This is a genomic window from Actinosynnema sp. NPDC002837 (assembly GCF_040295345.1).
Lineage (GTDB): Bacteria > Actinomycetota > Actinomycetes > Mycobacteriales > Pseudonocardiaceae > Actinosynnema.
Genome location: NZ_JBEOVG010000002.1, coordinates 151117 through 174673 on the forward strand (window position 1 = coordinate 151117; position 23557 = coordinate 174673).

The following is a 23557-nucleotide window of genomic DNA, read 5'->3' on the forward strand; positions in this document are numbered from 1 at the left end:
GGCCGGGTGCGTGAACGCTTCCGCCGCCACCCCGTCACGGCCGGCTACCTGTCGGCCGTGGCGGTGCTCGCGCTGCTGACGCGGTTCGTCTTCGCCGACGGGATGTCGGCCCAGGTGCGGGAATCGCTGAGCACGAACGCGACGAACCTCGACGACCACCCGGTCAACGCGTTGCTGGGCAGCGCGTTCGTGCTCGACCCCGCGGGCGACGGCCTGGTGGCCACCGGTCTGGCCCTGGTCGCCGTGGCGGTCTGCCTCGGCGTGCTGGAGCGCGAGGCGGGGCCGTGGCGCGCGGTGGCGGTGGTCCTCATAGGACACGTCGGCGCGACGCTCGTGACGGCGTTCGTCATCTCTTCGGGTGTCTACCCGACCGATCTCACCGACGTGGTCGACGTCGGTCCCGGTTACGTGGCGTGCGCCGCGGCCGGAGGCATCACCGTGTTGGGGCCGGTGGTGCTGCGCGTGCCGTGGCTGGCGCTGCTCCTCGCGTACCCGTTGGCGGGCGCGGAGTGGTTCGGCGCCGTGCCCGAGTTCACCGCCGTGGGCCAGGTCGCGGCCGTCCTCATCGGACTGTGCGGCGGCACGGTCGCGGTCGGCCGCGCCTACGCCGCCGTCGGCCGGTAGGTCCGTCACCAGGCGTGACGCCCGCTCGTGATCAACACGACCGGGTGGATCCGCTGTCAGACCGCCCACTTCCTCAGTCATCATGGTGTGGACGCGACCTGTGCGACGCGGGCTGTGCCGACACGTTCCCCTGTGCCGACACGGAGGTGCCACCGTGGCGAACCCTCACCACCGCGCCGGGGCCGAGTTCCGACTCGACGCCTTCTGGCCGCGCCTGCTGCCGCCCTTAGCACGGCGCTAGACCCCCTCTGCGATCGACGACACCCCGCGCGCCGCGTGGGGCGAGGACCCCTTGCGCTCGAAAGGACCCGACATGAACCGACCGCGCCCCAACAAGTCCCACGCGGGCGAGCACACCACGGCAGGCCCTCCGGGCGGTGTCGCCGCCGTGCTGCGCCACGACCTGCCCGCCTCGCTGGTGGTGTTCCTGATCTCCGTGCCGCTCTCGCTCGGCGTCGCCGCCGCGACCGGCGCGCCGCTGATGGCCGGGCTGATCTCCGCCGTCGTCGGCGGCATCGTGGCCGGCGCGCTGTCCGGCACGCCGGTGCAGGTCAGCGGACCCGCGACCGGCTCGGTGGTGATCATCGCGGGCGTCATCGCCGAGTACGGCTGGGCCGCGACCGCCGCCATCACGCTCGCCGCCGGCGCGGTGCAGGTCGCGTTCGGCCTCGGCCGGCTCGGCCGGGTCGCGCTGTCCCTGTCGCCCGCGGTGGTGCACGGCATGCTGGCCGGCATCGGCCTGAGCATCGCGCTGGGGCAGCTGTCCGTCGTGCTCGGCGGCTCGGCGGCCACGTCCGTGTTCGACAACCTGGCCAAGGTGTTCACCACCGACGTGGGGTGGTCGGCCCTGCTGGTCGGCGCGCTCGCCGTGCTGGCGCTGCTGCTGTGGCCGCGCGTGCCGCGTGCCGGGTTCGTGCCCGCGCCGCTGGTGGCGGTGCTGGCCGCGACGCTGGCCACGGTCGGGCTCGACGTGGCGAGGGTCGACCTGCCCGGCGACCCGTTCGGCCAGGTCGTGCTGCCGCAGATGCCGTCCGGCAGCTTCGGCGCGGTCGCGTTCGCCGTGCTGACCGTGGCCGTGGTGGCCAGCGTCGAGTCGCTGCTGTCCGCCGTGGCCGTCGACAAGCTGCACGACGGCCCGCGCGCGGACCTCGACCGGGAGCTGATCGCGCAGGGCGCGGCCAACGTGGTGGCCGGTGCGCTGGGCGGGCTGCCCATCGCCGGTGGGATCGCGCGCAGCTCGACCAACGTGGTCGCCGGCGCGCGCACCCGCGCGTCGACCGTGCTGCACGGCTTGTGGATCGCGGTGTTCGTGCTCGCGCTCGGCTGGGTGCTCGAGCTGATCCCGTTGGCGGCGTTGGCGGGTGTGCTGTTCGTGGTGGGCGTGCGGCTGGTGAGCGTGCGCCGGATGCGGGCGTTGTGGCGGCACGGCGAGTTCTCCGCGTACGCGGTCACGTTGGTGGGCGTGCTCGTGCTCGGGCTGGTGGAAGGCGTGCTGCTGGGGGTCGCGGCGGCGGTGCTGCGGTCGTTGTACCGGCTGACCCGCTCGTCGGTGCGGATCGAGGAGGAGCCGGACGCCTGGCGGGTGACGATCCGCGGCTCGCTCGTGTTCCTGGGCGCCGGGCGGCTGGTGCGCGGGCTGCGCGCCATCCCGCTGGGGCAGCGCGTGGTGCTGGAGCTGCACATCGACTTCCTCGACCACGGCGCGTACGAGGCGATCGACGACTGGCGCGTCGGCTACGAGCGGCTGGGCGGCCACGTCGAGGTGGACGAGGTGCACGACACGTGGTTCAGCAAGGCCAGGAAGGGCATCCCCGCGCTGCGCAAGACACCGCTGTCGCCGTTGCCGAGGTGGTTCGCGCCGTGGTCGCACTGGCAGCGCCACCGGCACGTCACCCTGCCCCGGCCGCGCGCCGACGTCGACCCGATGATCCGCGGCATGCGCGAGTTCGAGCGCACCACCGCGCCGTTGGTCCGCCCGTTCCTGGCGGAGCTGGCCGCGCGAGGCCAACGCCCGCGGCAGCTGTTCATCACGTGCGCCGACTCCCGCGTGGTGCCCAACCTGATCACCACGAGCGGGCCGGGCGACCTGTTCTGCGTGCGCAACATCGGCAACCTGGTGCCGCTGGACGGCGACGACTCCGTGGGCGCGGCGATCGAGTACGCGGTGGAGGTGCTGGCGGTCGAGACGATCGCGGTGTGCGGGCACTCGGACTGCGGCGCGATGAAGGCGGTGGTGCAGGGCTCGACGCGGCCGGGCACGCAGCTGCACGCGTGGCTGAAGGCGGTCGAACCGAGCCTGATCCGGTTCCACGCCACCGAGTCCGACCTGCCGGTGGTGGAACGGCTGTCGGTGGCGAACGTGGCGCAACAACTGGACAACCTCATGGCCTACCCGAGCGTGCGCGAGGCGGTGGCCACCGGATCACTGCGCCTGGTCGGCATGTACTTCGACATCTCCGCCGCCCGCGTCTACCTGATCGACCCCGACCGCGACGGCCTCCAACCGGTCTACGCCTAACCCCCACGCCACCCCCTCCCCACCCCCCTCCCCACCGCCCCCACCACCCACCGCCCCAACGCCACGCACTCCACCCTTGCCACCGCCCCACCTCACCTGACGGTCACACCGACCCGCGAGGTCGCGTCGATCGTTCGCGTCCTCGTTCCCGGCGATCACGCTTTTCGATCGTCGGGAATCAGGGCGCGAACGGTCGACTTCCCGGCGACCTCGCCCGCCGCCTGCGGAGCAGCGGCAATCCAACACAGGGTGGTCGGCCCCCTCACCGGACCGACCACCCCGTGCCGAGCCTCGTCGGCGGACCGGCCTCGGTCGGGGGTGCGTGGCCGGTCCGTCGGCGGGCTCGGATCAGGTCGGGCGGCGCTGGTGGGGCTCGATCTGCGGGGAAGGCGCGTCGCCCGACCGAGCTGGGCTAGCCGACGCTGCGCAGGTGCCTGCGGTGGTTGCCGGACGGCTCGTCGCCGCCCACGGTCAGCGCCAGCTGCGCGCCGAGGTACGCCCGGCAGGGCGAGGGCAGGCGGCGGCGGAAGCGGCGGGTCCGGCAGGTCGGGCAGCGGCCGTGCTCGTCGGGCGTGTGCTCGTCGAGCAGCCCCTTGATCGCGGTCACCACCCTGGGCAGTTCGCAGCGGGCCAGTTCGACCGCCGTCTCGTCGTCGCCGGTCGACGCGAGGCGGACCAGCGTGGCCAGGTGTTCTCGGAGGGACCGGTCGAGCTGGCTGAAGACGGTGGTGGACACCTTCAGCGCTCCTTCCCTGGGGGCGGTGTGCTGCACGCAGCCTGTTACCGCGTCCGGCCCTCTGCAAGTTGCAGTACACGAATGGATGACGTCACTTTGCTCCGTTCGCGGCCGCGCACAGACTGGACCGCGGCCCCTGGGTCGGGGCCGTCGACGAAAGGTGTCCGGATGCCACGGGGCAGCAGCCCGACGCTGCGCAAGCGACGGCTGGTCAGCGAGCTGCGGAGGCTGCGCGAGGCGGCCGACCTCACCATCGAGGACGTCGCCGAGCGGCTGGAGTGCTCGGCGTCCAAGATCAGCCGCATCGAGACCGGACGCGTCGGCGTCACCCCGCGCGACGTCCGCGACATGCTCTCGGCCTACGGCGCCGACCGGGCCACGTCGGAAGAGCTCGTGCAGCTGGCCCGTGACGCGCGGCGCCGGGCGTGGTGGGACGAGTTCGGCGACATCGCGCCCGGCCGGTACGTCGGGTTCGAGGCCGACGCCGAGTGGGTGCGCACCTACCAGGGCCTCATGGTGCCCGGCCTGCTCCAGACCGAGGCGTACACCAGGGCGTTGATCCGGGCCGTGCTGCCGGACGCCGCGCCGGCCGAGGTGGACCGCCGGGTGGAGCTGCGCAAGGCGCGCCAGGCGCTGCTGCTGGAGGACGACCCGCTGTGCCTGCACGTGGTCGTGGACGAGGCAGCCTTGCGGAGGTTGGTAGGCGGCCCGGAGGTGATGGCCGAGCAGCTGGCGCGACTCAACGAGGTCGGAGAACTGTCGAACATCACTCTCCAGGTGGCCTCTTTCGAGGCGGGCGGTCACGCTGCGATGGACGGTCCGTTCGTCATCCTGTCGTTTCCCGAGCAGTCGGATCCGGCCGTGGTATACATCGAAAGCCCGAGGGGCGACTTCTATTGGGAACAGCCCTCGGACGTCGCCCGGTATTCCGACATGTTCGCACGGCTCAGCGCCGAATCGCTCGACCCGGCCGCCTCGTCCGCGCTGATCGGGCGGGTGGCGCGCGAGCTCGCCTGAATCCGAGGTGAACTGCCATGCAACGCCAGTGGCGCAAGAGCACGTGGTCGTCCGCGGGTGGTCCGGAGTGCGTGGAAATCGCGCTCGGCCAGAACGGCGCCGGTCTGCGTGATTCGAAGAACCGGACCGGTGGCGAGTTGGGCTTCGGATTCGCGCAGTGGTCCCGATTCGTGGTCGGCGCGAAGGGCGGCGCATTCGACAGCCGGTGACCCACCGGCCCGTTCACCTCGGGGACGTGCCTTAAGGCGCGTCCCCGACTTTCGGCCACCCACCCGTACGACCTTGGTCTGGCGGTCGGTCAGACCCCGGTCCGATGCGCCCGCCGGCGTCGTTGCGGTGGACTCCCCTTAGCCTGCACGCCGAGTGCTCGTCATGATCCACAGGGGGATGAACCATGGCCTTGCTGACCGACGCCCTGGAAGGGCTCGCCGGTCTGCCGCAGCCCGCCGTGCTCGCGGTGACGGGCGCGTTGACGTTGGCGGAGTGCACGTTGGGCGTCGGCTTCATCGCGCCGGGTGAGAGCGCGCTGCTGCTGGCCGCCACGACGGTCACCAGCGTGCCCCGGTTCCTGGTCATGTGGCTGGTCGTGTCGGTGTGCGCGGTGGCCGGTGACAGCATCGGCTACTTCCTCGGCCGCCGGTACGGCGACCGGTTGCGGGACAGCAAGGTGGTGCGCAAGCTCGGCCAGGAGCACTGGGACAAGGCCGGCGCGCTGCTGCGCAGGCGTGGCGCGTGGGCGGTGTTCTTCGCCCGCTTCATGCCGGTGGTGCGGACCCTGGTGCCCGCGTCGGCGGGCGCGTCGAAGCTGGAGTACCGCCGCTTCCTGCCCGCGTCGATCGCCGGCGCGGTGAGCTGGTCGGCGCTGCACATCGGCATCGGCTCGGCCGCGGGCGCGTCGGCGAAGTACATCGAGTCGGTGTTCAACGGGGCGATGTGGGGCCTGATGGGCCTCGCCGCCGTGGTCGGTGTCGTGGTGTTCCTGCGCAAGCGGCGCAAGGCGGCCAACGCCGGCAGCGAGCCGCGCGAGCTGGAAGAGGTCGCCTGAGCCTGTCCTCACCGCGCTGGTGACCGGGCGGCGCGACCGTCGGCCCGGCGCGAGCCTTCGGGCAGGTGCTCGGGCACCGCGGCGAGGAGGGCCTGGATCGTCCGGTGGCCGAAACCGCAGCACCATGGCCGTCTTGCCCGCCCCCGTCTCGCCCGGCACCACCATCCGGCCGAGCGCCAAGGACCGGTAGTAGGCGGCGACCTCCCCGAGCGGCCCGGCCGCCGCGCCGCCGACCAGCGCGCTGCCGACCACCCACCGCGCGCGACCCGAACCGGCCATCACCCGATCTTCCTCAACTCGAGGACCGCGGCGCCCGCAGAACTGCGGTGGCGCCGCCGGTCGAGGTCACGGGAGGCCGCGCAACGCCGAAGGGGCCGTGCCCGGGGGTTCGGTCCCGGACACGGCCCCTTCGACTGGGGGGAGGGCAATGGAGATGGGCCATCCCCTACCGGATGACCCGTCTCCGGTGGAGAAGGGGACGAGGGCGGGCCGGCGTTCCGCCGCCGCGGGCTGGATGCCCCTTGCACGCCGGCCTGCCCTCGTCGTTCAGGGAGAGCAGCGGATGTTCCGCTGTCTGGTCCAACCTCGCTCACCGGGGTTCGCCCTGTGTGGTTGATCGGACACGCTTAGCGTAAGAATGCGGCTACAGGACGACTGGAGCCGGACTGAAGTGATCTCCTAGGCTCGGTCGGGGTTCTCAACGTTTCGGCGAAGGATCGGTCGGTGGCAGACGGCGGCGGCGAGCGCTTGCGGTTCGAGGTGCTCGGCCTGCTCCGGGCGGTGCGCGGTGGCGGGGAGGTCGACCTCGGCGCCGCCAAGCAGCGTGCCGTGCTGGCGGTGCTGCTGCTGGCCCGCAACGCGCCGGTCAGCCGCGACCAGATCATCGAGGCCGTCTGGGGCGACAACACGCCGACCAGCGCGGTCAACCTCGTGCAGACCTACGTGGCCGGGCTGCGCCGCGCGCTGGAGCCCAGCCGCGCCCGCCGCGCCCCGGCCGAGCTGCTGACCTCGGTCGGCGACGGCTACCTGCTCCGGGTGGACCCCCAGCAGGTCGACCTGGACGAGTTCGAGCGCGGCGTGGTGTCGGCGGCCCGGCTGCGCGCCTCCGGCGACCTGATCGCGGCGGCCACCGCCCTGGACGAGGCGCTCGGCCTGTGGCGCGGCGAGCCGCTCGGCGGTGTCGCGGGCCTGTTCGCCGAGGTCGAGCGCGGTCGGCTGGTCGAACGCCGGCTCGCGGTGCTGGAGGAGCGGGCCGAGCTGCTGCTGCTGATCGGCCGCGGCGCGGAGCTGGTGCCGTCCCTGACCACGCTGGTCGGCGAGCACCCCCTCCGGGAACGAGGGCACGGCCTGCTGATGCGCGCGCTGTGCCAGGCGGGGCGGCAGGCCGAGGCGCTGGCCGTCTACCGCGAGGCGCGCCGGGTGCTGGTCGAGGAGCTCGGCGTCGAGCCGGGCCCGGAGCTGCGCAAGCTCCAGCAGGCCGTGCTGGCGGGGGAGAACCCCGAGCCCGAGCGCCCGACCAGGCCGATGGACGTGCGCCCGGTCGCCGAGTCCTCGCCCGCCATCACGCCCGCGCAGCTGCCGCGCGTCTCGGCGTCGCTGATCGGCCGCGACGACGAGCTCAAGCGCCTGGACGGCCTGCTGGCCTCCTACCCGGAGGGCGGGCTGGTCCTCGTCGTCACGGGCCCCGCCGGCGTGGGCAAGACCGCGCTCGCCCTGCACTGGGCGCAACGCGTGCGCGAGGACTTCCCGGACGGCCAGCTGTACGTCGACCTGCACGGCTACGACCCGAACCAGGAGCCGCTGGGCGCGGGCGAGGTGCTGAGCCGGTTCCTGCGCACGCTGGGCGTGCCGTCGGCGGACATCCCGGTCACCGTCGAGGAGCGGTCGGCGCTGTTCCGCACGCTCATCGCGGACCGGCGCATGGTGGTGATGCTGGACAACGCGCGCGGCTCGACCGAACTGCTGCCGCTGCTGCCCGGACCGCCGTCGTGCGTGCTGGTCACGTCCCGCCGGCGGTTGGTCGGGCTGGTCGCGCACGCCGAGGCCCGGCTGGTCGAGCTGGACATGCTGGACCCGGACGCGTCGGTGGCCGTGGTCAGCCGGGTCGCCGGCCGGGACGGCACGGAGGCCGCCGCGCTGCGCCGGTTGGCCGTGCTGTGCGACGGGCTGCCGCTGGCGCTGCGGATCGCGGCGGCCCGCCTCGCCGTCGCGCCGACGTTGCGCGTGGCCGAGCTGGTCGCCGAGCTGGACGACGAGCACGGCCGGCTGGCGGCCCTCGGCCTGGAGGACGAGGACTCCACGGTGCGCGCGGCGCTGGACGCGTCACGCCGGGCGCTGTCGCCGCTGCCCGCGCGGCTGCTGGCGCTGCTCGGCCTGCACCCCGGCCCGGACGTCACGGCGTTCGTGGTGGCCGCCATGGCGCAGGTGCGGGTCGGCGACGCGCAGCGCGCGCTGGACGCGTTGACGGCGGCCAACCTGCTGTCGGTCAACGAGCCCGGCCGGTACGGGGCGCACGACCTGGTGCGCGTCTACATGCGGACGCTGGCCGCCGAACTGCCCGCGCCCGTGCGGCACGAGGCGACCAGCCGGATGCTCGACTTCTACCTGCACTGCGCGGACCTGGCCGACGGCCGGCTGCCGGTGACGCGCGGCAGCAGCGTGCGGGTCGCGCCCGAGCACGTGCCGCTGGAGGTGCCGAAGCTGCACGGCTCCGCCGAGGCGAGCGCCTGGCTGGACGCCGAGCAGGGCAACATCATCGCCGCCGCCGAGCTGGCCGCCGCGCCGGGCTCGGACCCGGGCTGGCTGGTGCACGCCTGGCAGCTGCCGTACACGCTGTCGCGGTTCCTCTGGCTGCGCGCGGACCGGACGACGTGGCTGCGCACCACGGAGGCCGCGCTGGAGGCGGCCACCACCCTCGGCGACCCCGAGGCGAAGTTCGTGATGCTGTTCAACCTGGGCATCGCGCTGGCCCAGTTCCAGCGGATGGACGAGTCCCTGGCCCGGCATCGCGAGGCGTTGGAGGTGGCGCGGGCGTCCGGCGACGTGAACGCGCAGGCCAGAGCCCTGACGGCGGTCGCGGACATGCTCGCGTTCCTGGGCCGGGTCGACGAGTCGGAGACCTCCTACCGGGAGGCGCTGGAGGTCAGCCGGGCGGCCGGCTCGCGGTGGGCCGAGGCGAACGCCCACCACAACCTCGGGCTGCTGCACCTGGCGTCCCGCCGCTACGACGAGGCCAAGACGTGGCTGCGGGCGGCGGTGACGATGTACCGCGAGGTCGGCGAGCAGTGCGGTGAGTCGACCTGCCACACCGACCTCGCGATGGTGCTGCTGGAGTCGGGCGAGGGCGGTGAGGCCGTCACGTCGGCGCGCACGGCGCTGTCGGTGGCCTCCGCCGCGGCCAGCCCGTACCACCAGGCGATGGCGCACGACCGGCTGGCCACGGTGTTCGACCGCCAGGGCCTGCCCGGCGCGGTGGCGCACTGGCAGCGGGCGCTGGCGCTGTTCACCGAGCTCGGCACCCCGGAGTCCGACCAGGTCCGGGAACGCCTGGCGCGCGCCCGGGCCACCACGACCGTCTGACCGCTGCCGCTCAGACCGGCTCGGCCAGGTCCGCTTCCGCTTCCGCGCGACGGGGCAGCGGTGGCCGCGGTCGGCTCGGGTGGTTCGCGATCAGCACCGGGGCGGGTGGGGCGCCGTCCTGGGCGACGGGCTCGGGGAGCGGCTGGTGCTCGTACCAGGTGTAGCCGAGGAGGCCGAGGGCGCTCCAGGTGGCCGGGCTGGACGCGTAGAGGGCCAAGCCACTGCCGAAGCCGAACTTGGTGAAGCCGTTGGCGACGGGTGGTCCGTCCGGCCCGATGCCGAAGACCAGCGGGAGCGGGTAGAACTTCCGCGAGCCGTAGAAGCCGAGGACGTCGACGAACTTCTGGACGTCCTGGGTGCAGCCGGTCGCCAGGGCGTTGAGGTCCGGGTTGCACTTCCACTCGGTCAGGATGAGCGGCGTGGCGGGCGTGACCGAGTTGGCGTTGAACGCGAGGTCCACCCGCACCTGCGTCCCCCCTGTCCGCTGCGCGGGGAACTCACGCCGGTAGTCGAAGTCCCCGTAGCGGTACTTCAGGTAGCGCAGGAAGTTCACGAGCGCCCAGTTCTCGTAACCGCCGCCGCCGACGAGGTTGTTGGCGGCGGCGAAGTCCGGGTACTGGTAGTCGAACACGTCCTTCATGCAGGTGTCGAGGGCGTCCGGCGTGAGCGGGAAGGGCATCGGTGTCCTCCGACGGTGACGGCGGGCGAGGTGCGCACCGCGCTTGACTGGGCGATGGCCACCGTCCCACGCGAATCCGGTCCGGAAGCGGAACGTCCCACTTCCGAGAGGGTGTCACCCGGCGGGAGTGGGATCCGGGGTGCGCGGACCTCACGGCGGGTGGTCGTCCGACGGTTCCGGTTGGTGGTCTGGACCTATTGACAGAGAGGTCTAGACCTATTTACGGTTCGGTGGCTGCGTCGTGGCCGCCGCCTCGTGCAGGAGGTGTGCCGGTCGTGCCCAAGAGAACCAGGTTGTCGCCGCTCGTGGCGTTGTTCGCCGCGGTGGCCGGACTCGTCGTCGCCGTCGTGTCCCCGACACCGCCCAGCGCCGCCGCCGCGGGGGAGGAGTGCCGTCCCGACGGCCTCTACCAGACCCCCGGCGTCGCCGTGCCCTACTGCTCCGTCTACGACACCGAGGGCCGGGAGTCGTTGGGTGCCGCCCACTCCCGCCGCGTCATCGGCTACTTCACCAGTTGGCGCACGGGCCGCAACGGCACGCCCGCCTACCTGGCGTCCGACATCCCGTGGACCAAGGTCACGCACCTCAACTACGCGTTCGCGCACGTCGACGCGCAGAACCGGGTCTCCGTCGGCCCCGACGGCCCGGACAACGCCTCCACCGGCATGACCTGGCCGGGCGTCGAGCTCGACCCGTCGCTGCCGTACAAGGGTCACTTCAACCTGCTCAACAAGTACAAGAAGCAGCACCCGAACGTGAAGACGCTGATCTCGGTCGGCGGTTGGGCGGAGACCGGCGGCTTCCTCAACCCGGACGGCACGCGCAACGCCTCCGGCGGGTTCTACCGGCTCGGCGCCCAGCCTCAGTCCACTGTGGACGCGTTCGCCGACTCGGCCGTCGACTTCATCCGCAAGTACGGGTTCAACGGCGTCGACATCGACTACGAGTACGCCACGTCGAACAACCACGCGGGCAACCCGGACGACTTCTGGATCTCCAACGCCAACCGCGGCACGCTGTGGGCGGGCTACGAGAAGATCATGAAGACGCTGCGGGAGAAGCTGGACCGCGCCTCGGCGCAGGACGGCAGGCACTACCTGCTCACCGCCGCCGTGCCCGCGTCCGGCTGGCTGCTGCGCGGGCAGGAGGCCTACCAGGTCACCCGCTACCTCGACTACCTGAACGTGATGAGCTACGACCTGCACGGGTCGTGGAACCACTTCGTCGGCCCGAACGCCGCGCTCTACGACGACGGCAAGGACGGCGAGCTGGCCGCCGGCGGCGTCTACACCGCGCCGCAGTACGAGGGCATGGGCTACCTGAACACCGACTGGGCCTACCACTACTACCGCGGCGCGATGCAGGCCGGCCGGATCAACATCGGCGTCCCGTTCTACAGCCGCGGCTGGCAGGGCGTCACCGGCGGCACGAACGGGTTGTGGGGCCGCGCCGCGCTGCCGGACCAGGCGAAGTGCCCGCCCGGCACGGGTTCGAGCGTCGGCTCGACCACCCCGTGCGGCAACGGCGCGGTCGGCATCGACAACCTGTGGCACGACTCCACGGCGGGCGGCGCGGAGGTGCCGTCGGGCGTGAACCCCATGTGGCACGCCAAGAACCTGGAGAACGAGATCACGCCGGACTACCTGGCGCAGCACGGCCTGGACCCGGCCAACGACCCGACCGACCGGGTCTCCGGCTCCTACACCAGGTTCTACGACAGCACGCTCACCTCGCCGTGGCTGTGGAACGCGGACAAGAAGGTCTTCCTGTCCACTGAGGACGAGCAGTCCATCGCGGCCAAGGCGAAGTACGTGGCGGACAAGGGCATCGGCGGCATCATGATCTGGGAGCTGGCGGGCGACTACCGCTTCGACAGCGCCAAGGGCCAGTACACGGTCGGCGACACCCTGCTCACCAAGATCAACGAAGGGTTGCGCGGCGCGGCGCCGTACGGGGCGCGCAAGGCCGCCGGCACCATGCCGAACCAGGTGCTGGACGTGAGCGCCACCGTCTCCGGGTTCGCGCTCGGCGACAGCAACTACCCGATCACGCCCAAGCTGAAGCTGACCAACCGCTCGACCACCACCCTGCCGGGCGGCACGAAGATCGAGTTCGACTACGGCACCAGCGCGCCGGGCAGCATGGCCGACCAGTCCGGCTTCGGGCTGCGGGTCACCGCCAAGGGGCACTCCGGCAGCAACGTCGGCGGCCTGAGGGGCGACTTCCAGCACGTCGAGCTGACGCTGCCCACCTGGCAGTCGCTCGCGCCCGGCGCGTCGGTGGACGTGGCGCTGAGCTACCAGCTGCCGATCGCGTCGCCGTCGAACGTCAAGCTCACGTTCGACGGCCGGTCCTACGCCATCGCCTCCGACCACCCGCGTGGCGGCGGCGGCACGGACCCGACCAGCAGCACGACCACCACCACCACCACGACCGACCAGCCCAGCTGCACCGTGCCCGCGTGGGACCGCGCCAAGGTCTACAACGGCGGCAACGAGGTCTCCCACCGGGGCAAGCGCTGGCAGGCCAAGTGGTGGACGCAGGGCGAGGAGCCGGGCACGACCGGCGAGTGGGGCGTCTGGCGCGACCAAGGCGCCTGCTGAGGGGCGTCCGACCTGCCCTGACGTGCCGCTGAGGCATCCCTTACCCGCCGTCTGCCACCCCTTACGGCGGCGGGTAAGGGGACCAGCGCCGCAACCCACGTGAACGCCCGATGCCCGCACCCCCGCCTCAGGACGACTCTTCGTGTCACCAGAGAGAAGCGAAACGACACGAGGAGCAAGTCATGGAGTGGACGCCCGAGTCCTTGAAGGCGGAGATCGACTACCGGCAGGCTGCCCTGCGCGCGGACGCGGCGCACTACCGCGTCGGCCGGCAGACCCACGCGGCCAGGCGGTCCTGGTGGCGGCGGCTCGGCCACCAATCCGGCCCGGACGTGCCAGGCGCCGGAAATGGCCACCGCGACGCCGCCTGAGGTGTGACAGCATGCCTGGTGTGGCACGCATCGGTTCCGGAATCCCCTTGGTGGCGCGTAGCCGGGAGATGACCAGGCTGCGCGCCGCCCTCGACGCCGCCGCGCGCGGCGAGGCGGGTGCGATCCTCCTCGCCGGCGACGCGGGCGTCGGCAAGACGCGGCTGGTGGACGAGCTGGCCGCGACGGCGGGCGACGCCCTCGTGCTCAACGGCCGCTGCCTCGACGTCGGCGAGACCGGCCTGCCGTACCTGCCCTTCACCGAGGCGTTGGGGCAGGTGCGGGAGGCCGGTCTGCTCGACGTCGCGGCCCGGCCCGCGCTGGGCCTGCTGCTGCCGGAGCTCGCCCTGCCCGCGGGCCACGACGGCAGCACGTCGGTGTCCGGCCTGCCGTCGCACCTGGTCGGGCGGCGTCCCGAGCAGGACGTCGGCCAGCTCCAGCTGTTCGACGCGGTGCACGGCCTGCTCGGCGAGCTGGCCGAGGAGCGGCCCGTGCTGCTGGTGCTCGAAGACCTGCACTGGGCCGACGCCTCCACCCGCTACCTGCTGTCGTTCCTGTTCTCCCGGTTGCGCGCGCAGCGGCTGCTCGTCGTCGGCACCTACCGGTCCGACGACCTGCACCGCAGCCACCCGCTGCGACCCCTGCTCAACGAGCTGGTGCGGCTGCCCGCCGTGCAGCGGCTCGACCTGACCCCGTTGAGCGCGATCGACGCGCGCTCGTTCGTCGCCGCGCTGGCCGACGACCTGCCCGACGACGTGGTGCTCGAGGTCGCCGAGCGCTCGGACGGCAACCCGTTCTTCGCCGAGGAGCTGATCGCGGTCGCCTGCTGCGGTGACCGCGAGGTGCCGTGGACGCTGGCCGAGGTGCTCCTGGCGCGCATCGAGGGCCTTTCCCCGGACGCGCAGCGCCTGGTCCGGGTGGCGTCGGTCGGTGGCCGGTCCGTGCGCCACGGCCTGCTGCGCGACGTGGCCGGGATGGACGACGTCGGCCTGGACGGCGTGCTGCGCGAGGCCGTGCAGCACCACGTGCTGGTGGTCGACGGCGCCGAGGTGTACACGTTCCGGCACGCCCTGCTGCGCGAGGCCGTCTACCACGACCTGCTGCCCGGTGAACGCGTGCGGCTGCACTCCGCCTACGCGGACCGGCTGGCGTCGTCCGACGACCGCGGCGCCGCCGCCGCGCTGGCCCACCACAGCCTGGAGTCCCACGACCTGCCCCGCGCGCTGCGGGCGTCGGTCGACGCCGGGCAGGAGGCGCGGGCCGCCGGGGCGCCCGCCGAGTCGCTGCGGCACCTGGAGCAGGCGCTGAAGCTGTGGCACGCGGTGCCCGCCGACCAGCGGCCACCGGGCCTGACCGAGCTGTCGTTGCTGCGCAGCGCGTCGTGGGCGGCGGGCACGGCGGGCCAGCCCGAGCGGGCCATCGCGTTCGCCCGCACCGGCACCACCGTCATCGACGAGTCCGACCCCGAAGAGGCCGCCGTGATGTGGCGGCGCTTCGCGCAGGCGTTGCAGGTGCTCGACGGCACCGACGAGGAGAAGTACCACGCGGTGGAGGAGGCGTGGCGGCTGGTCCGGGACCGGCCCGCGAGCCCGGCCCGAGCGTGGGTTCTGGCGGTGTGGGCGGCGTGCCTGCGGCACGACCGCAAGTACGTCGAGGCACGTGAGCGCGCCGAGATGGCGGTGGCGGACGGCCGCGCGGTGTGCGCGGAGTCGGCCGTGGCCGACGCGTTGACCACGTTGGGCCTGCTCGACGAGCCCGAGGGCCAGGTGTCGCGGGCGCACGAGCACCTGACGGCCGCGGTCGAGTGCGCGATGCAGGCGGACGCGGTCAGCACCGAGCTGCGCGCCCGGTACTTCCTCGGCCTGCACCACTACGACCTCGGCGAGCTGGCCGAGGCCGGGCGGGTGTTCGACGAGGGCGTGGCGCGGGCCAAGGCGACCGGCCTCACGTGGAGCTCGTTCGGCCTGGAGCTGCGCATCCTCCAGGTGCTGACCAGGTACTACCGCGGCGAGTGGGACGGCGCGGCGACCGCGGCCGAACCGCCCGGCCTGCGGGTCTCCAGCACGGTGTCGGCGCGGCTGGCCGCGGCGGGCACGCACGTGGCCGTCAGCCGGGGCGAGTTCGAGCAGGCCGAGCGGATGATCCGGGAGCTGCGCGCGGACTGGCACCGCGACCTGCAGATCGCCCTGATCACCGGCGGCACGGGCGCGGAGCTGGCGTTGTGGCGCGGCCGGCCGGAGCTGGCCGTGGACCGGGTCGCGGACGCGATCAGCTGGTCGCGCAAGGAGGGCGAGTGGATGCTGGCCGGCATCCGGCTGGCCGCCCTGGGCGTGGCGGGGCACGTGGAGATCGCCGCGCGGGCACGGCGGCGCAAGGACCACGCGGCCGAGGAGCAGGCCGTGCTGGCCGGCCGGGAGCTGGCCGAGTACGCCCGCGCGACGGCCGAGATGGGCAGCCCCCGGTCGGGCGAGCTCGGCCCCGAGGGGCGGGCGTGGCTGGCGCGCGCCGCGGCCGAGGAGTCGCGGTTGACCGGCGCGGGCGAGGTGGACCTGTGGCGGCGCGCGGTCGACGGCTTCGGCTTCGGGTCGGTGTTCGAGCAGGCCGTGTGCCGGTGGCGGCTGGCCGAGGCGCTGCTGGGCGCGGACCGGCGCGACGAGGCCGCGGCGGAGTTGCGGCTGGCGAGCGCGGTGGCCGACGAGCTGGGCGCGGCGCCGTTGCGCGAGGCGTTGGACCTGGTCGCGCGGCGGGCCAGGGTGGCGTTGCGCGACGTCGGCCCGCGTGACCGGGTCGACCCGTTCACGCCGCGTGAGCGGTCCGTGCTGGAGCTGGTGGCGCTCGGCCGCACCAACCGCCAGGTCGGCGAGGAGCTCTACATCTCGGAGAAGACGGTCAGCGTCCACCTGAGCCGGATCATGTCCAAGCTCGGCGCGAGCCGACGGGCCGAGGCGGTGGCCAACGCGTTCGACCGCGGCCTGCTCGACCTGCCCGGACACCCCGTCGGGCAGGAGCCGTCAGACCTCGGGACTAGTGCCCGTCATCCCGCCGGCTGACCTCCGGTTCCGCCGCCGAGGTGACGCCTGCCGATCCGCGTGCCCCCTAGCTTTCTCGACGTCAGCCAGACCCGAGGAATTGAGGGAGCATGTCCGCACTGGTGTCCGATGTCGGAACCCGCACCGCCGTAGCCGCCGCGAACCTGGTGAAGGTCTACGGCAAGGGCGACACCGCCGTGCGGGCGCTCGACGGTGTCAGCGTCGAGTTCGCGGCGGGCCGCTTCACCGCCATCATGGGGCCGTCCGGGTCCGGCAAGTCCACGCTGATGCACTGCCTGGCGGGCCTGGACAACGTCGACGGCGGGAGCGTGCACATCGGCGGCACCGAGATCACCTCGCTGGGTGACAAGGAGCTGACCCGGCTGCGCCGCGACCGGGTCGGGTTCGTGTTCCAGGCGTTCAACCTGCTGCCCACGCTCACCGCCGAGGCCAACATCCTGCTCGGCCTCGAACTGGCGGGCCGCAAGCCCGACCGCGAGTGGTTCGACACCATCGTGGACGTGCTCGGCCTGCGCGACCGGCTCAAGCACAAGCCGACCGAGCTGTCCGGCGGCCAGCAGCAGCGCGTGGCCTGCGCCCGTGCCCTGGTCGCCCGGCCCGACGTGGTGTTCGCCGACGAGCCGACCGGCAACCTCGACTCGCGCTCCGGCGCCGAGGTGCTCGACTTCCTGCGCATGTCCGTGCGCAAGCTCGGCCAGACCGTGATCATGGTGACGCACGACCCGGTCGCCGCCTCCTACGCCGACCGCGTGGTGCTGATGGCCGACGGCCACCTCGCCGGCGAGATCGACAACCCGACCGCCGACTCCGTGCTGTCCGCCCTCAAGCACCTGGGTGCGTGAGGGGATGCTGCGCACGATCATCGCGGGCCTCAAGGCCCGCACCGCGCGGCTCGTGCTGTCCTCGGTGGCGATCGCCCTCGGCGTCGCCTTCGTGACCGGCACGCTGGTGCTGGGCGACGCCATGAACGCGAGCATGCGCGACGAGTTCGCCAAGGACGCGCGCAACGTCGACGTCTCGGTGACCGTGGACGGCAGCGCGTCGTCCGGCGAGTCGTCCACCGAGGTCCCGGGCATCTCCCCGGAGACGCTCGCGAAGATCCGGCAGGCCCCCGGCGTCGCGGGCGCCGACCCGCGCGACTTCCAGCAGGTGCCGCTGGTCGCCGCCAACGGCAAGGCGAAGCCCGCGTGGGCCGTTCCGCTGGCGAGCAACGAGAAGCTGCGCGAGTTCGACCTGGCCGACGGTCGCTACCCGACCGCGGCCGACGAGATCGCGGTCGACAAGCGCACCGCCACCACCGCCAAGCTGACGATCGGGCAGCCGGTCGTGTTGCTGGGCAAGGAGGACGTGCGGCACACGTACACGCTCGTCGGCACCTACCAGCAGGGCACGAACCAGCTGTCGCTGGCGGGCTACGACCACGTCGGGCTGACGCCGGAGGCGTTCCAGGCGCTGGAGCCCGAACGCCCGCCGTACCAGGTGGTCGCCACCGCCGCGCCCGGCTTCACGCAGCAGCAGGTGGTGGACAACGTCCGCAAGGCCATCGGCAGCACCGGGTTCAAGGTCCAGAGCGGCGAGGAGCTGACGAAGGAGACGCTGGAGCGGGTCGAGTCCCGGTCGGGCGAGTTCACCACGCTGCTCCTGGCGTTCGCGATCATCGCGCTCGTCGTGGCGGCCATGGTCATCTACAACACGTTCACCATCCTGGTGGCCCAGCGCACCCGTGAGCTGGCGCTGATGCGCTGCGTGGGCGCCAGTCGGGGCCAGGTGTTCCGGGGCGTGCTGGCCGAGGCGCTGGTGATGGGCCTGACGGCGTCGGTGATCGGCCTGTTCTGCGGCATCGGCGTGTCCGCCCTGCTGCAACGGGTGATGTTCTCGTTCAGCGGCGGCGAGGGCACCGTGCTGCTGCCCGTGACGGTGACGACCGTGCTCGCCGCGTTCGCGGTCGGCACGCTGGTGACCGTGCTCGCCGCCGTGCTGCCCGCCCGCAAGGCGACCAGGGTCGCGCCGGTGGCGGCGCTGCGCAGCCAGCCCGACAGCGGCGAGGAGGTCTCCCGCACCGGTGTGGTGCGCGTGCTGACCGCCGTGCTGTTCGGGGTGATCGGTGTGGGCGCGGTGGTGTTCGGCATGAGCCTGGAGGACGAGGAAGCGGCCATGCTCACCAGCGGCGCGGGCACGATGGCGTTGCTGGCCGCGGTGCTCGTGCTGGGTCCGCTGCTGGTCGGCCCGGTCAACCGGGTGCTGGGCGCCCTGCCTCGGGCGTTGCTCGGCGTGCCGGCCAAGCTGGCGTCGGCCAACGCCGGCCGCAACCCCAAGCGCACCGCCGCGACCACCGCGGCGTTGATGATCGGCGTGACGATCGTGTCGCTGGTGACCGTGGTCGCCAACAGCGCCAAGGAGACCGCGAACGCCGAGATCGACGAGCGGATGCCCGCCGACTACACGGTCACCTCCGCGGTCTACGACCGGCCGCTGCCCAAGGAGCTGGCCGAGCAGCTGGCCGCCGTGCCGGAGGTGGCGCAGGTCGCGCCGACCACCGTCGTCTACGGGGAGCGCGAGTACTTCACCGGCATCCCGCGCGACGCGCTCGGCACCCTGTTCCGGCCGACGGTGACCAGCGGGTCGCTCGACGACCTCGGCGACGGCACGGTCGCGGTGAACGCGCAGTACGCCAAGCGGCAGGGCGTGTCGGTCGGCCAGGTGGTGACGGTCGAGACGGGCCGGGACGCGTCCCAGCAGCTCAAGGTCGTCGCGGTGGTCGAGGGCCAGCGGCTGTCCGACGGGATCATGACGATCGAGACGTCGATGCGGTTCGAGCAGGCCGCCGAGGGCTACGACAGCATCCTGGTCAAGCTCAAGGGCGGCGTGGCCAACGGGCGCGCGGCGGTCGAGAAGGTCACCGACCCCTCGCCGCTGGCGGTGCTGGACAGCGCGGCGGAGACCAAGGAACAGCTGAACCAGCAGCTCAACCAGGTGCTGGCGTTCATCTGGGCGTTGATCGGGTTGGCCGTGGTGATCGCGTTGTTCGGCATCGCCAACACGTTGACGCTGTCGGTGCTGGAGCGCACGCGCGAGTCGGCGTTGCTGCGGGCGCTGGGGCTGACGCGCGGCCAGCTGCGGCTGATGCTGGTGGTCGAGTCGGTGCTGATGGCGTTGATGGGCGCGGCGATCGGGCTGCTGCTCGGCATCGGGTTCGGCTGGGTGATCACCGGCGCGTTGTCCAACGACACCATCTCGGTCGACCTCGTGGTGCCGTTCGGGCAGATCGGCGTGATGCTGGCCGGCGCCGTGGTGGCCGCGGTCGTGGCCGCCGCGCTGCCCGCCCGGCGTGCCGCCAGGACCTCGGTCGTCGCGGGGATGGCCGAGGCGTGAAAGACCCGGTGGCCCGCTCTTCTTCGGGGGAGGAGCGGGCCACCGGGTCCTCGGTGCGAGGGTGTGATTCGAGGGCGGTGGCCGGGACGAGGGGCAGCCGGTCGGGTGAGGCTCGCCGTCGTCCGGGTGCCTTTTGCGCCGTCTGACGCACAACCACGGTCAACCGGCCGGTACAACTGGATACACCAACACGCCCCGGGTGGATTCGAGGTGGCGATGAGTTCGCGGACGACGGTCGACCGCACGGTCGTCGTGGTCGACGTCGAGGGCTTCGGCGGCCCGGCTCGCCCACCGGGCATTCCCGCAGACCTCGGTGAGGTGGTCGCCGGCGCCTTCCGGACCGCCGGTGTGCCCTGGCACGCCTGTCGTCACGAGGACCGCGGTGGCGGTCTGCTCGTGCTCGTTCCACCGGAGGTTCCCAAGGCGCCGCTGGTCGAGGTGGTGCCGAACGCGGTGGCGCGGGCGCTGCGCGCGCACGACCGCACCGGGTCCGTCCGGGTGCGCGTGGCCGTGCACAGCGGCGAGGTCGTCCTCGACGAGGACCCGATCACCTCCGGCGCTGTGACCACCGCGTTCCGGCTCCTGGACGCGACACCACCACGAACGGCGCCCGCCGACTCCTCGGGCCTGGTCGCGCTCATCGTGTCCGAACCGGTCTTCGACGAGGTCGTCCGTCGCTCGGAGGTGCTCGACCCGGCGGCGTTCCGACCGGTGCCGGTGAGGGTGGGCGGAGGCGGGGTCACCGCGTGGGTCGCGCTGCCCGACACCTCCCGCCTCCCGGACCCCGTGGACGGCCGCTCCACCGACAACCGGACGAGGGACGTCGTCGGGAACGTCATCCAGGCGGGGACGATCGGTCAGGTCACGCACCAGTCCCCGGCGCTCACCCGGTGGCAGGTCCTGATCGCCACCGGCGTGGCGGTCCTGCTGGTCGCGGCAGTTGTCGTCGCGGCGATGAACGGCGGTGACGTGACGATCAACAACACCAACAGCAACAACGTCGTGATCCCTGAGACCTCGCAGCCGGCACCGGACTCGTCGGTGGCGTTCCAAGGTGGGTTCGACGGCTGCGCGACGTTCTACTACTCCCCGTCGCAGGCGGACAAGGCGCTCGTCACCGCGGACGTCGACGAACTCGCCGACTCGGCGGAGGGACGTGAAGTGATGCCCATCCGCATCACCGCCCAGGCCAAAGGCGAGGAAGACGTCCTGCTGACGGGGATGCGACTGGTGGAGTCGACCGTGTCGCCGCCGCCCACCACCGGTGTCCTGCTGACCCCGAACTGCGGCGGCAGTTCGGTCACGCCGCGCAACTTCGAAGCCGACCTCGACCGGCCCTACCCCGTCGTCAAGCCCATCCCGATGATCGGCGACGAACCCGGCGAGGACGACAGTCCCGCGGTGCCGTTCCCGTTCAAGATCTCGGCTCACGACCCCGAGGTCTTCGACCTGCACCTCGTCCGGGCGCAACCGTGCGACTGCCGGTTCGCGGTGGAGGTGGACTGGGTCGTGCACGGTCGACGCGGCACCAGCCGGGTGGACGACGGTGGCACCGCGTTCCGCTTCATCGCGGGCGACACCGTGCCGCGGTACACGCAGGACGCGACGACGCGGGCCTGGGTGCGGGAATGATCCGGGCCGGGGTGTTCCTCGCGGCGGGCGCCGCCCTCTGCCTGACCGCCTGCGGCGTCCAAGGCCCTCCGGCCCCGTCCGGCCTCGTGGAGACCCCCGGCGCGCCCACCGCGAGTTCCGGCCCGCCGAGCGTGCCCGCCGACCTCCTCCTGCCGATCGAGGGCGTCGGAGTCATCGTCGACAACGGCTTCTACGCCGAGTGGATCCCGGCGAGGACCTGCCCGCTGGACGCGGACGACGCGCATCGCGCTTCCATGGACACCGACGCGCTCCGCACGGCGTTCCGCACCGCGACGAAGATCGCCGACACCACGCAGGCCTGGCAGCTGGGCGTGTACCCCGACGCCGGAACGGCCCACCGCGCGTTCACCGAGCTCCACGCGGCGATCGACCGCTGCCGGACCGGGGCTCAGACGGATCGCCACCCCCGCGACGACCTGGGAGCCGATGAGGCGTTCATCAAGGTCTTCCACAACCCGGCCGGCCTGCCCGGCGACCACGCGTTCGGGCACTACACCCACGTGGTGGCCCGCGTCGACAACGCCTTGGTCGCACATGAGCTCACGGAGGAGGACACCCCGATCCGGGATCCTCGCGCCCCTGACGAGCCCGCGGCGGCAGCCACCCGGAACTACCTCGCCGAGCTGTGCGAACGCCACCGGTGGTGCCGCGGGTAGTGGTCCGGCACGCCGCCTCGGCTGGATGACGGGTCGAGGCGATGACGGCCCGCCGCCGTGCGACGCGGGTCACAGGAATTCTCGCGAGCGCGCGTCACATCCGGCCGCGAAACGCCTCTAACAGGGTGCCGGGTGGCCCGGGCGAGGGCCGGGCCACCCGGCTTCGCCATTGCCGCCGCCGGGCTCACGGAACGTGCGCGACCGTCACGATCGCCGCACGAGAGCGCTTCAGATTGTTGCGGAACGGTGTCGACCGGTCCTTCCCGGGTTGACAGCGGGGACCGGGACTCACAAGTGTGAGAGCGCTCTCATGAGAGCGCTCTCACGGCGTCGGGTCGTACCCGGCGAGTGCGTCGAGGAGGACGGATGAGCAGGACTCTGGCCGGTCGGGCGACGTCGATCACCGCGGTGGCACTGGCGGCCACGCTGGTGGCGGCCTGTGGTGGCGGGGGAGGTGACGCGGGCGACGGCAAGATCAAGCTGTCGATCGGGGTCTTCTCCGACTTCGGCTACACCAACCTGATCAAGGAGTACCAGGCGTCGCACCCGAACGTCGAGATCGAGCAGCGCACGGTCAAGATGGAGCAGCACCACACGCAGCTCGCCACGCAGCTCGCGGGTGGTCGGGGCGCCGCCGACATCGTGGCGATCGAGGAAGGCAACATCACCCAGTTCCGCCAGTCCAAGGACAAGTTCGTCAACCTCGCGGACCACGGCGCCAAGGAGCTGGAGAGCCAGTGGGCCGCCTGGAAGTGGAACCAGGGCACCACCGACGGCGGGAACTTCGTGCTCGGCCTCGGCACCGACATGGGCAGCCTCGCCCTGTGCTACCGGCGTGACCTGTTCGAGGCGGCCGGCCTGCCGACCGACCGCGAGCAGGTCGGCGCGCTGTGGCCGACCTGGGAGAAGTACCTGGAGGTCGCGGACACCTTCACCCGGAAGCTGCCGGACAAGAAGTTCGTCGACACCGCGCAGAACGTCTACAAGGCGATCCTCGACCAGACCGAGGAGGGCTACTTCGCCAAGGCCGACGACTCGTTCATCGGCGACCGGAACGACAAGGTGAAGCAGGCCTTCACGCTCGCCGCGAGCCTCGGCGAGAAGAAGCAGACCGGCGCGCTGGCCCCGTTCAGCCAGGACTGGAACGTCGCGCTCAAGCAGGCGTCCTTCGCCACCACCACCTGCCCGGCCTGGGCGCTCGCGCTGATCAAGGCGGGCGCCGGCGACGAGGCCTCGGGCAAGTGGGACGTGGCCGCGGCGCCCGGTGGCGGCGGCAACTGGGGCGGCTCGTTCCTGGCCGTGCCCAAGCAGACCAAGCACCCCGAGGAAGCCTACGAGCTGGCCAAGTGGCTGACCGCGCCGGAGCAGCAGAAGCGGATCTTCAAGGAGACCGGCAACCTGCCCAGCGAGCCCGCCGCGTACAAGGACCCCGAGGTCACCGCGACGACCAACGAGTACTTCAACTCCGCGCCCGTCGGCCAGATCTTCGGCAACTCCGCCGAGAGCCTCAAGCCCACCTACCGCGGCACCAAGGACTCCAAGGTGACCCCGGTCTTCGGCAACGCCCTCTCTCGCGTGGAGACCGGCAAGCAGTCCACTTCGGACGCTTTCGACCAGGCCGTCCAGGAAGCGCGGGACGCCGCCAAGTGACGGTCGC

16 protein-coding genes are annotated in these 23557 nt (G+C 72.5%); 14 read left to right on the forward strand and 2 right to left on the reverse strand.

Translation table 11 applies throughout. The features are described 5' to 3' along the window. The first annotated feature begins 6 nt into the window (after positions 1–6). Positions 7–624: a rhomboid-like protein gene (locus ABTZ99_RS02165; protein ID WP_498785792.1), complete on the forward strand. Its 618-nt coding sequence runs from the start codon at positions 7–9 to the stop codon at positions 622–624. 313 nt (positions 625–937) lie between these two features. After that, positions 938–3142, forward strand: coding sequence for a SulP family inorganic anion transporter (locus tag ABTZ99_RS02170; protein WP_499607454.1), 2205 nt, complete (start codon positions 938–940; stop codon positions 3140–3142). Positions 3143–3554: 412 nt separating this feature from the next. Here the strand turns inward: ABTZ99_RS02170 and ABTZ99_RS02175 are convergent, their stop codons facing one another. After that, positions 3555–3878, reverse strand: coding sequence for a hypothetical protein (locus ABTZ99_RS02175; RefSeq protein WP_499607457.1), 324 nt, complete (start codon positions 3876–3878; stop codon positions 3555–3557). Positions 3879–4046: 168 nt separating this feature from the next. On the opposite strand from ABTZ99_RS02175, the gene ABTZ99_RS02180 reads away from it, so the two are divergent. The 4 genes from ABTZ99_RS02180 to ABTZ99_RS02195 all read left to right on the forward strand — a co-directional run bounded on the left by ABTZ99_RS02180 (position 4047) and on the right by ABTZ99_RS02195 (position 9519). Then, positions 4047–4895, forward strand: coding sequence for a helix-turn-helix domain-containing protein (locus tag ABTZ99_RS02180; RefSeq protein WP_498785801.1), 849 nt, complete (start codon positions 4047–4049; stop codon positions 4893–4895). A 17-nt stretch (positions 4896–4912) separates the two neighbouring features. Continuing rightward, positions 4913–5104, forward strand: a complete 192-nt coding sequence (locus ABTZ99_RS02185; protein ID WP_498785803.1) for a DUF397 domain-containing protein — start codon at positions 4913–4915, stop codon at positions 5102–5104. A 185-nt stretch (positions 5105–5289) separates the two neighbouring features. Then, entirely contained in the window at positions 5290–5940 is a 651-nt protein-coding gene (locus ABTZ99_RS02190; RefSeq protein ID WP_498785805.1) for a DedA family protein, read from the forward strand. A gap of 723 nt (positions 5941–6663) precedes the next feature. Then, positions 6664–9519, forward strand: a complete 2856-nt coding sequence (locus ABTZ99_RS02195) for an AfsR/SARP family transcriptional regulator (protein WP_498785807.1) — start codon at positions 6664–6666, stop codon at positions 9517–9519. 10 nt (positions 9520–9529) lie between these two features. Here the strand turns inward: ABTZ99_RS02195 and ABTZ99_RS02200 are convergent, their stop codons facing one another. Further along, the gene (locus tag ABTZ99_RS02200; protein WP_498785809.1) at positions 9530–10198 is read right to left on the reverse strand and encodes a hypothetical protein; all 669 of its coding nucleotides are present in this window, start codon (positions 10196–10198) and stop codon (positions 9530–9532) included. 275 nt (positions 10199–10473) lie between these two features. Here ABTZ99_RS02200 and ABTZ99_RS02205 point away from each other — a divergent pair, with 275 nt between their 5' ends. The 8 genes from ABTZ99_RS02205 to ABTZ99_RS02240 all read left to right on the forward strand — a co-directional run bounded on the left by ABTZ99_RS02205 (position 10474) and on the right by ABTZ99_RS02240 (position 23550). Continuing rightward, complete coding sequence (locus ABTZ99_RS02205) at positions 10474–12801, forward strand: chitinase C-terminal domain-containing protein (RefSeq protein ID WP_499607462.1); 2328 nt, start codon at positions 10474–10476, stop codon at positions 12799–12801. A 182-nt stretch (positions 12802–12983) separates the two neighbouring features. Next, entirely contained in the window at positions 12984–13172 is a 189-nt protein-coding gene (locus ABTZ99_RS02210) for a hypothetical protein (RefSeq protein WP_498785813.1), read from the forward strand. Between the two features lie 11 nt (positions 13173–13183). After that, entirely contained in the window at positions 13184–16219 is a 3036-nt protein-coding gene (locus ABTZ99_RS02215) for a helix-turn-helix transcriptional regulator (RefSeq protein ID WP_499607465.1), read from the forward strand. A gap of 89 nt (positions 16220–16308) precedes the next feature. Then, on the forward strand, positions 16309–17061 hold the full coding sequence (locus tag ABTZ99_RS02220) for an ABC transporter ATP-binding protein (protein ID WP_498785817.1): 753 nt from the start codon (positions 16309–16311) through the stop codon (positions 17059–17061). Next, a complete protein-coding gene (locus ABTZ99_RS02225; protein ID WP_499607468.1) occupies positions 17054–19591 on the forward strand; it encodes an ABC transporter permease in 2538 nt (845 codons plus the stop codon). Before ABTZ99_RS02220 ends, ABTZ99_RS02225 begins: the two co-directional genes overlap by 8 nt. Positions 19592–19807: 216 nt before the next feature. After that, positions 19808–21223, forward strand: a complete 1416-nt coding sequence (locus ABTZ99_RS02230) for a hypothetical protein (protein ID WP_499607471.1) — start codon at positions 19808–19810, stop codon at positions 21221–21223. Further along, positions 21220–21900, forward strand: coding sequence for a hypothetical protein (locus tag ABTZ99_RS02235; RefSeq protein ID WP_499607473.1), 681 nt, complete (start codon positions 21220–21222; stop codon positions 21898–21900). The genes ABTZ99_RS02230 and ABTZ99_RS02235 overlap by 4 nt, the downstream gene beginning before the upstream one ends. Positions 21901–22266: 366 nt before the next feature. Further along, positions 22267–23550 (forward strand): extracellular solute-binding protein, encoded by a 1284-nt coding sequence (locus ABTZ99_RS02240; protein WP_499607475.1) that lies wholly within the window; start codon positions 22267–22269, stop codon positions 23548–23550. The last annotated feature ends 7 nt before the right edge of the window (positions 23551–23557 follow it).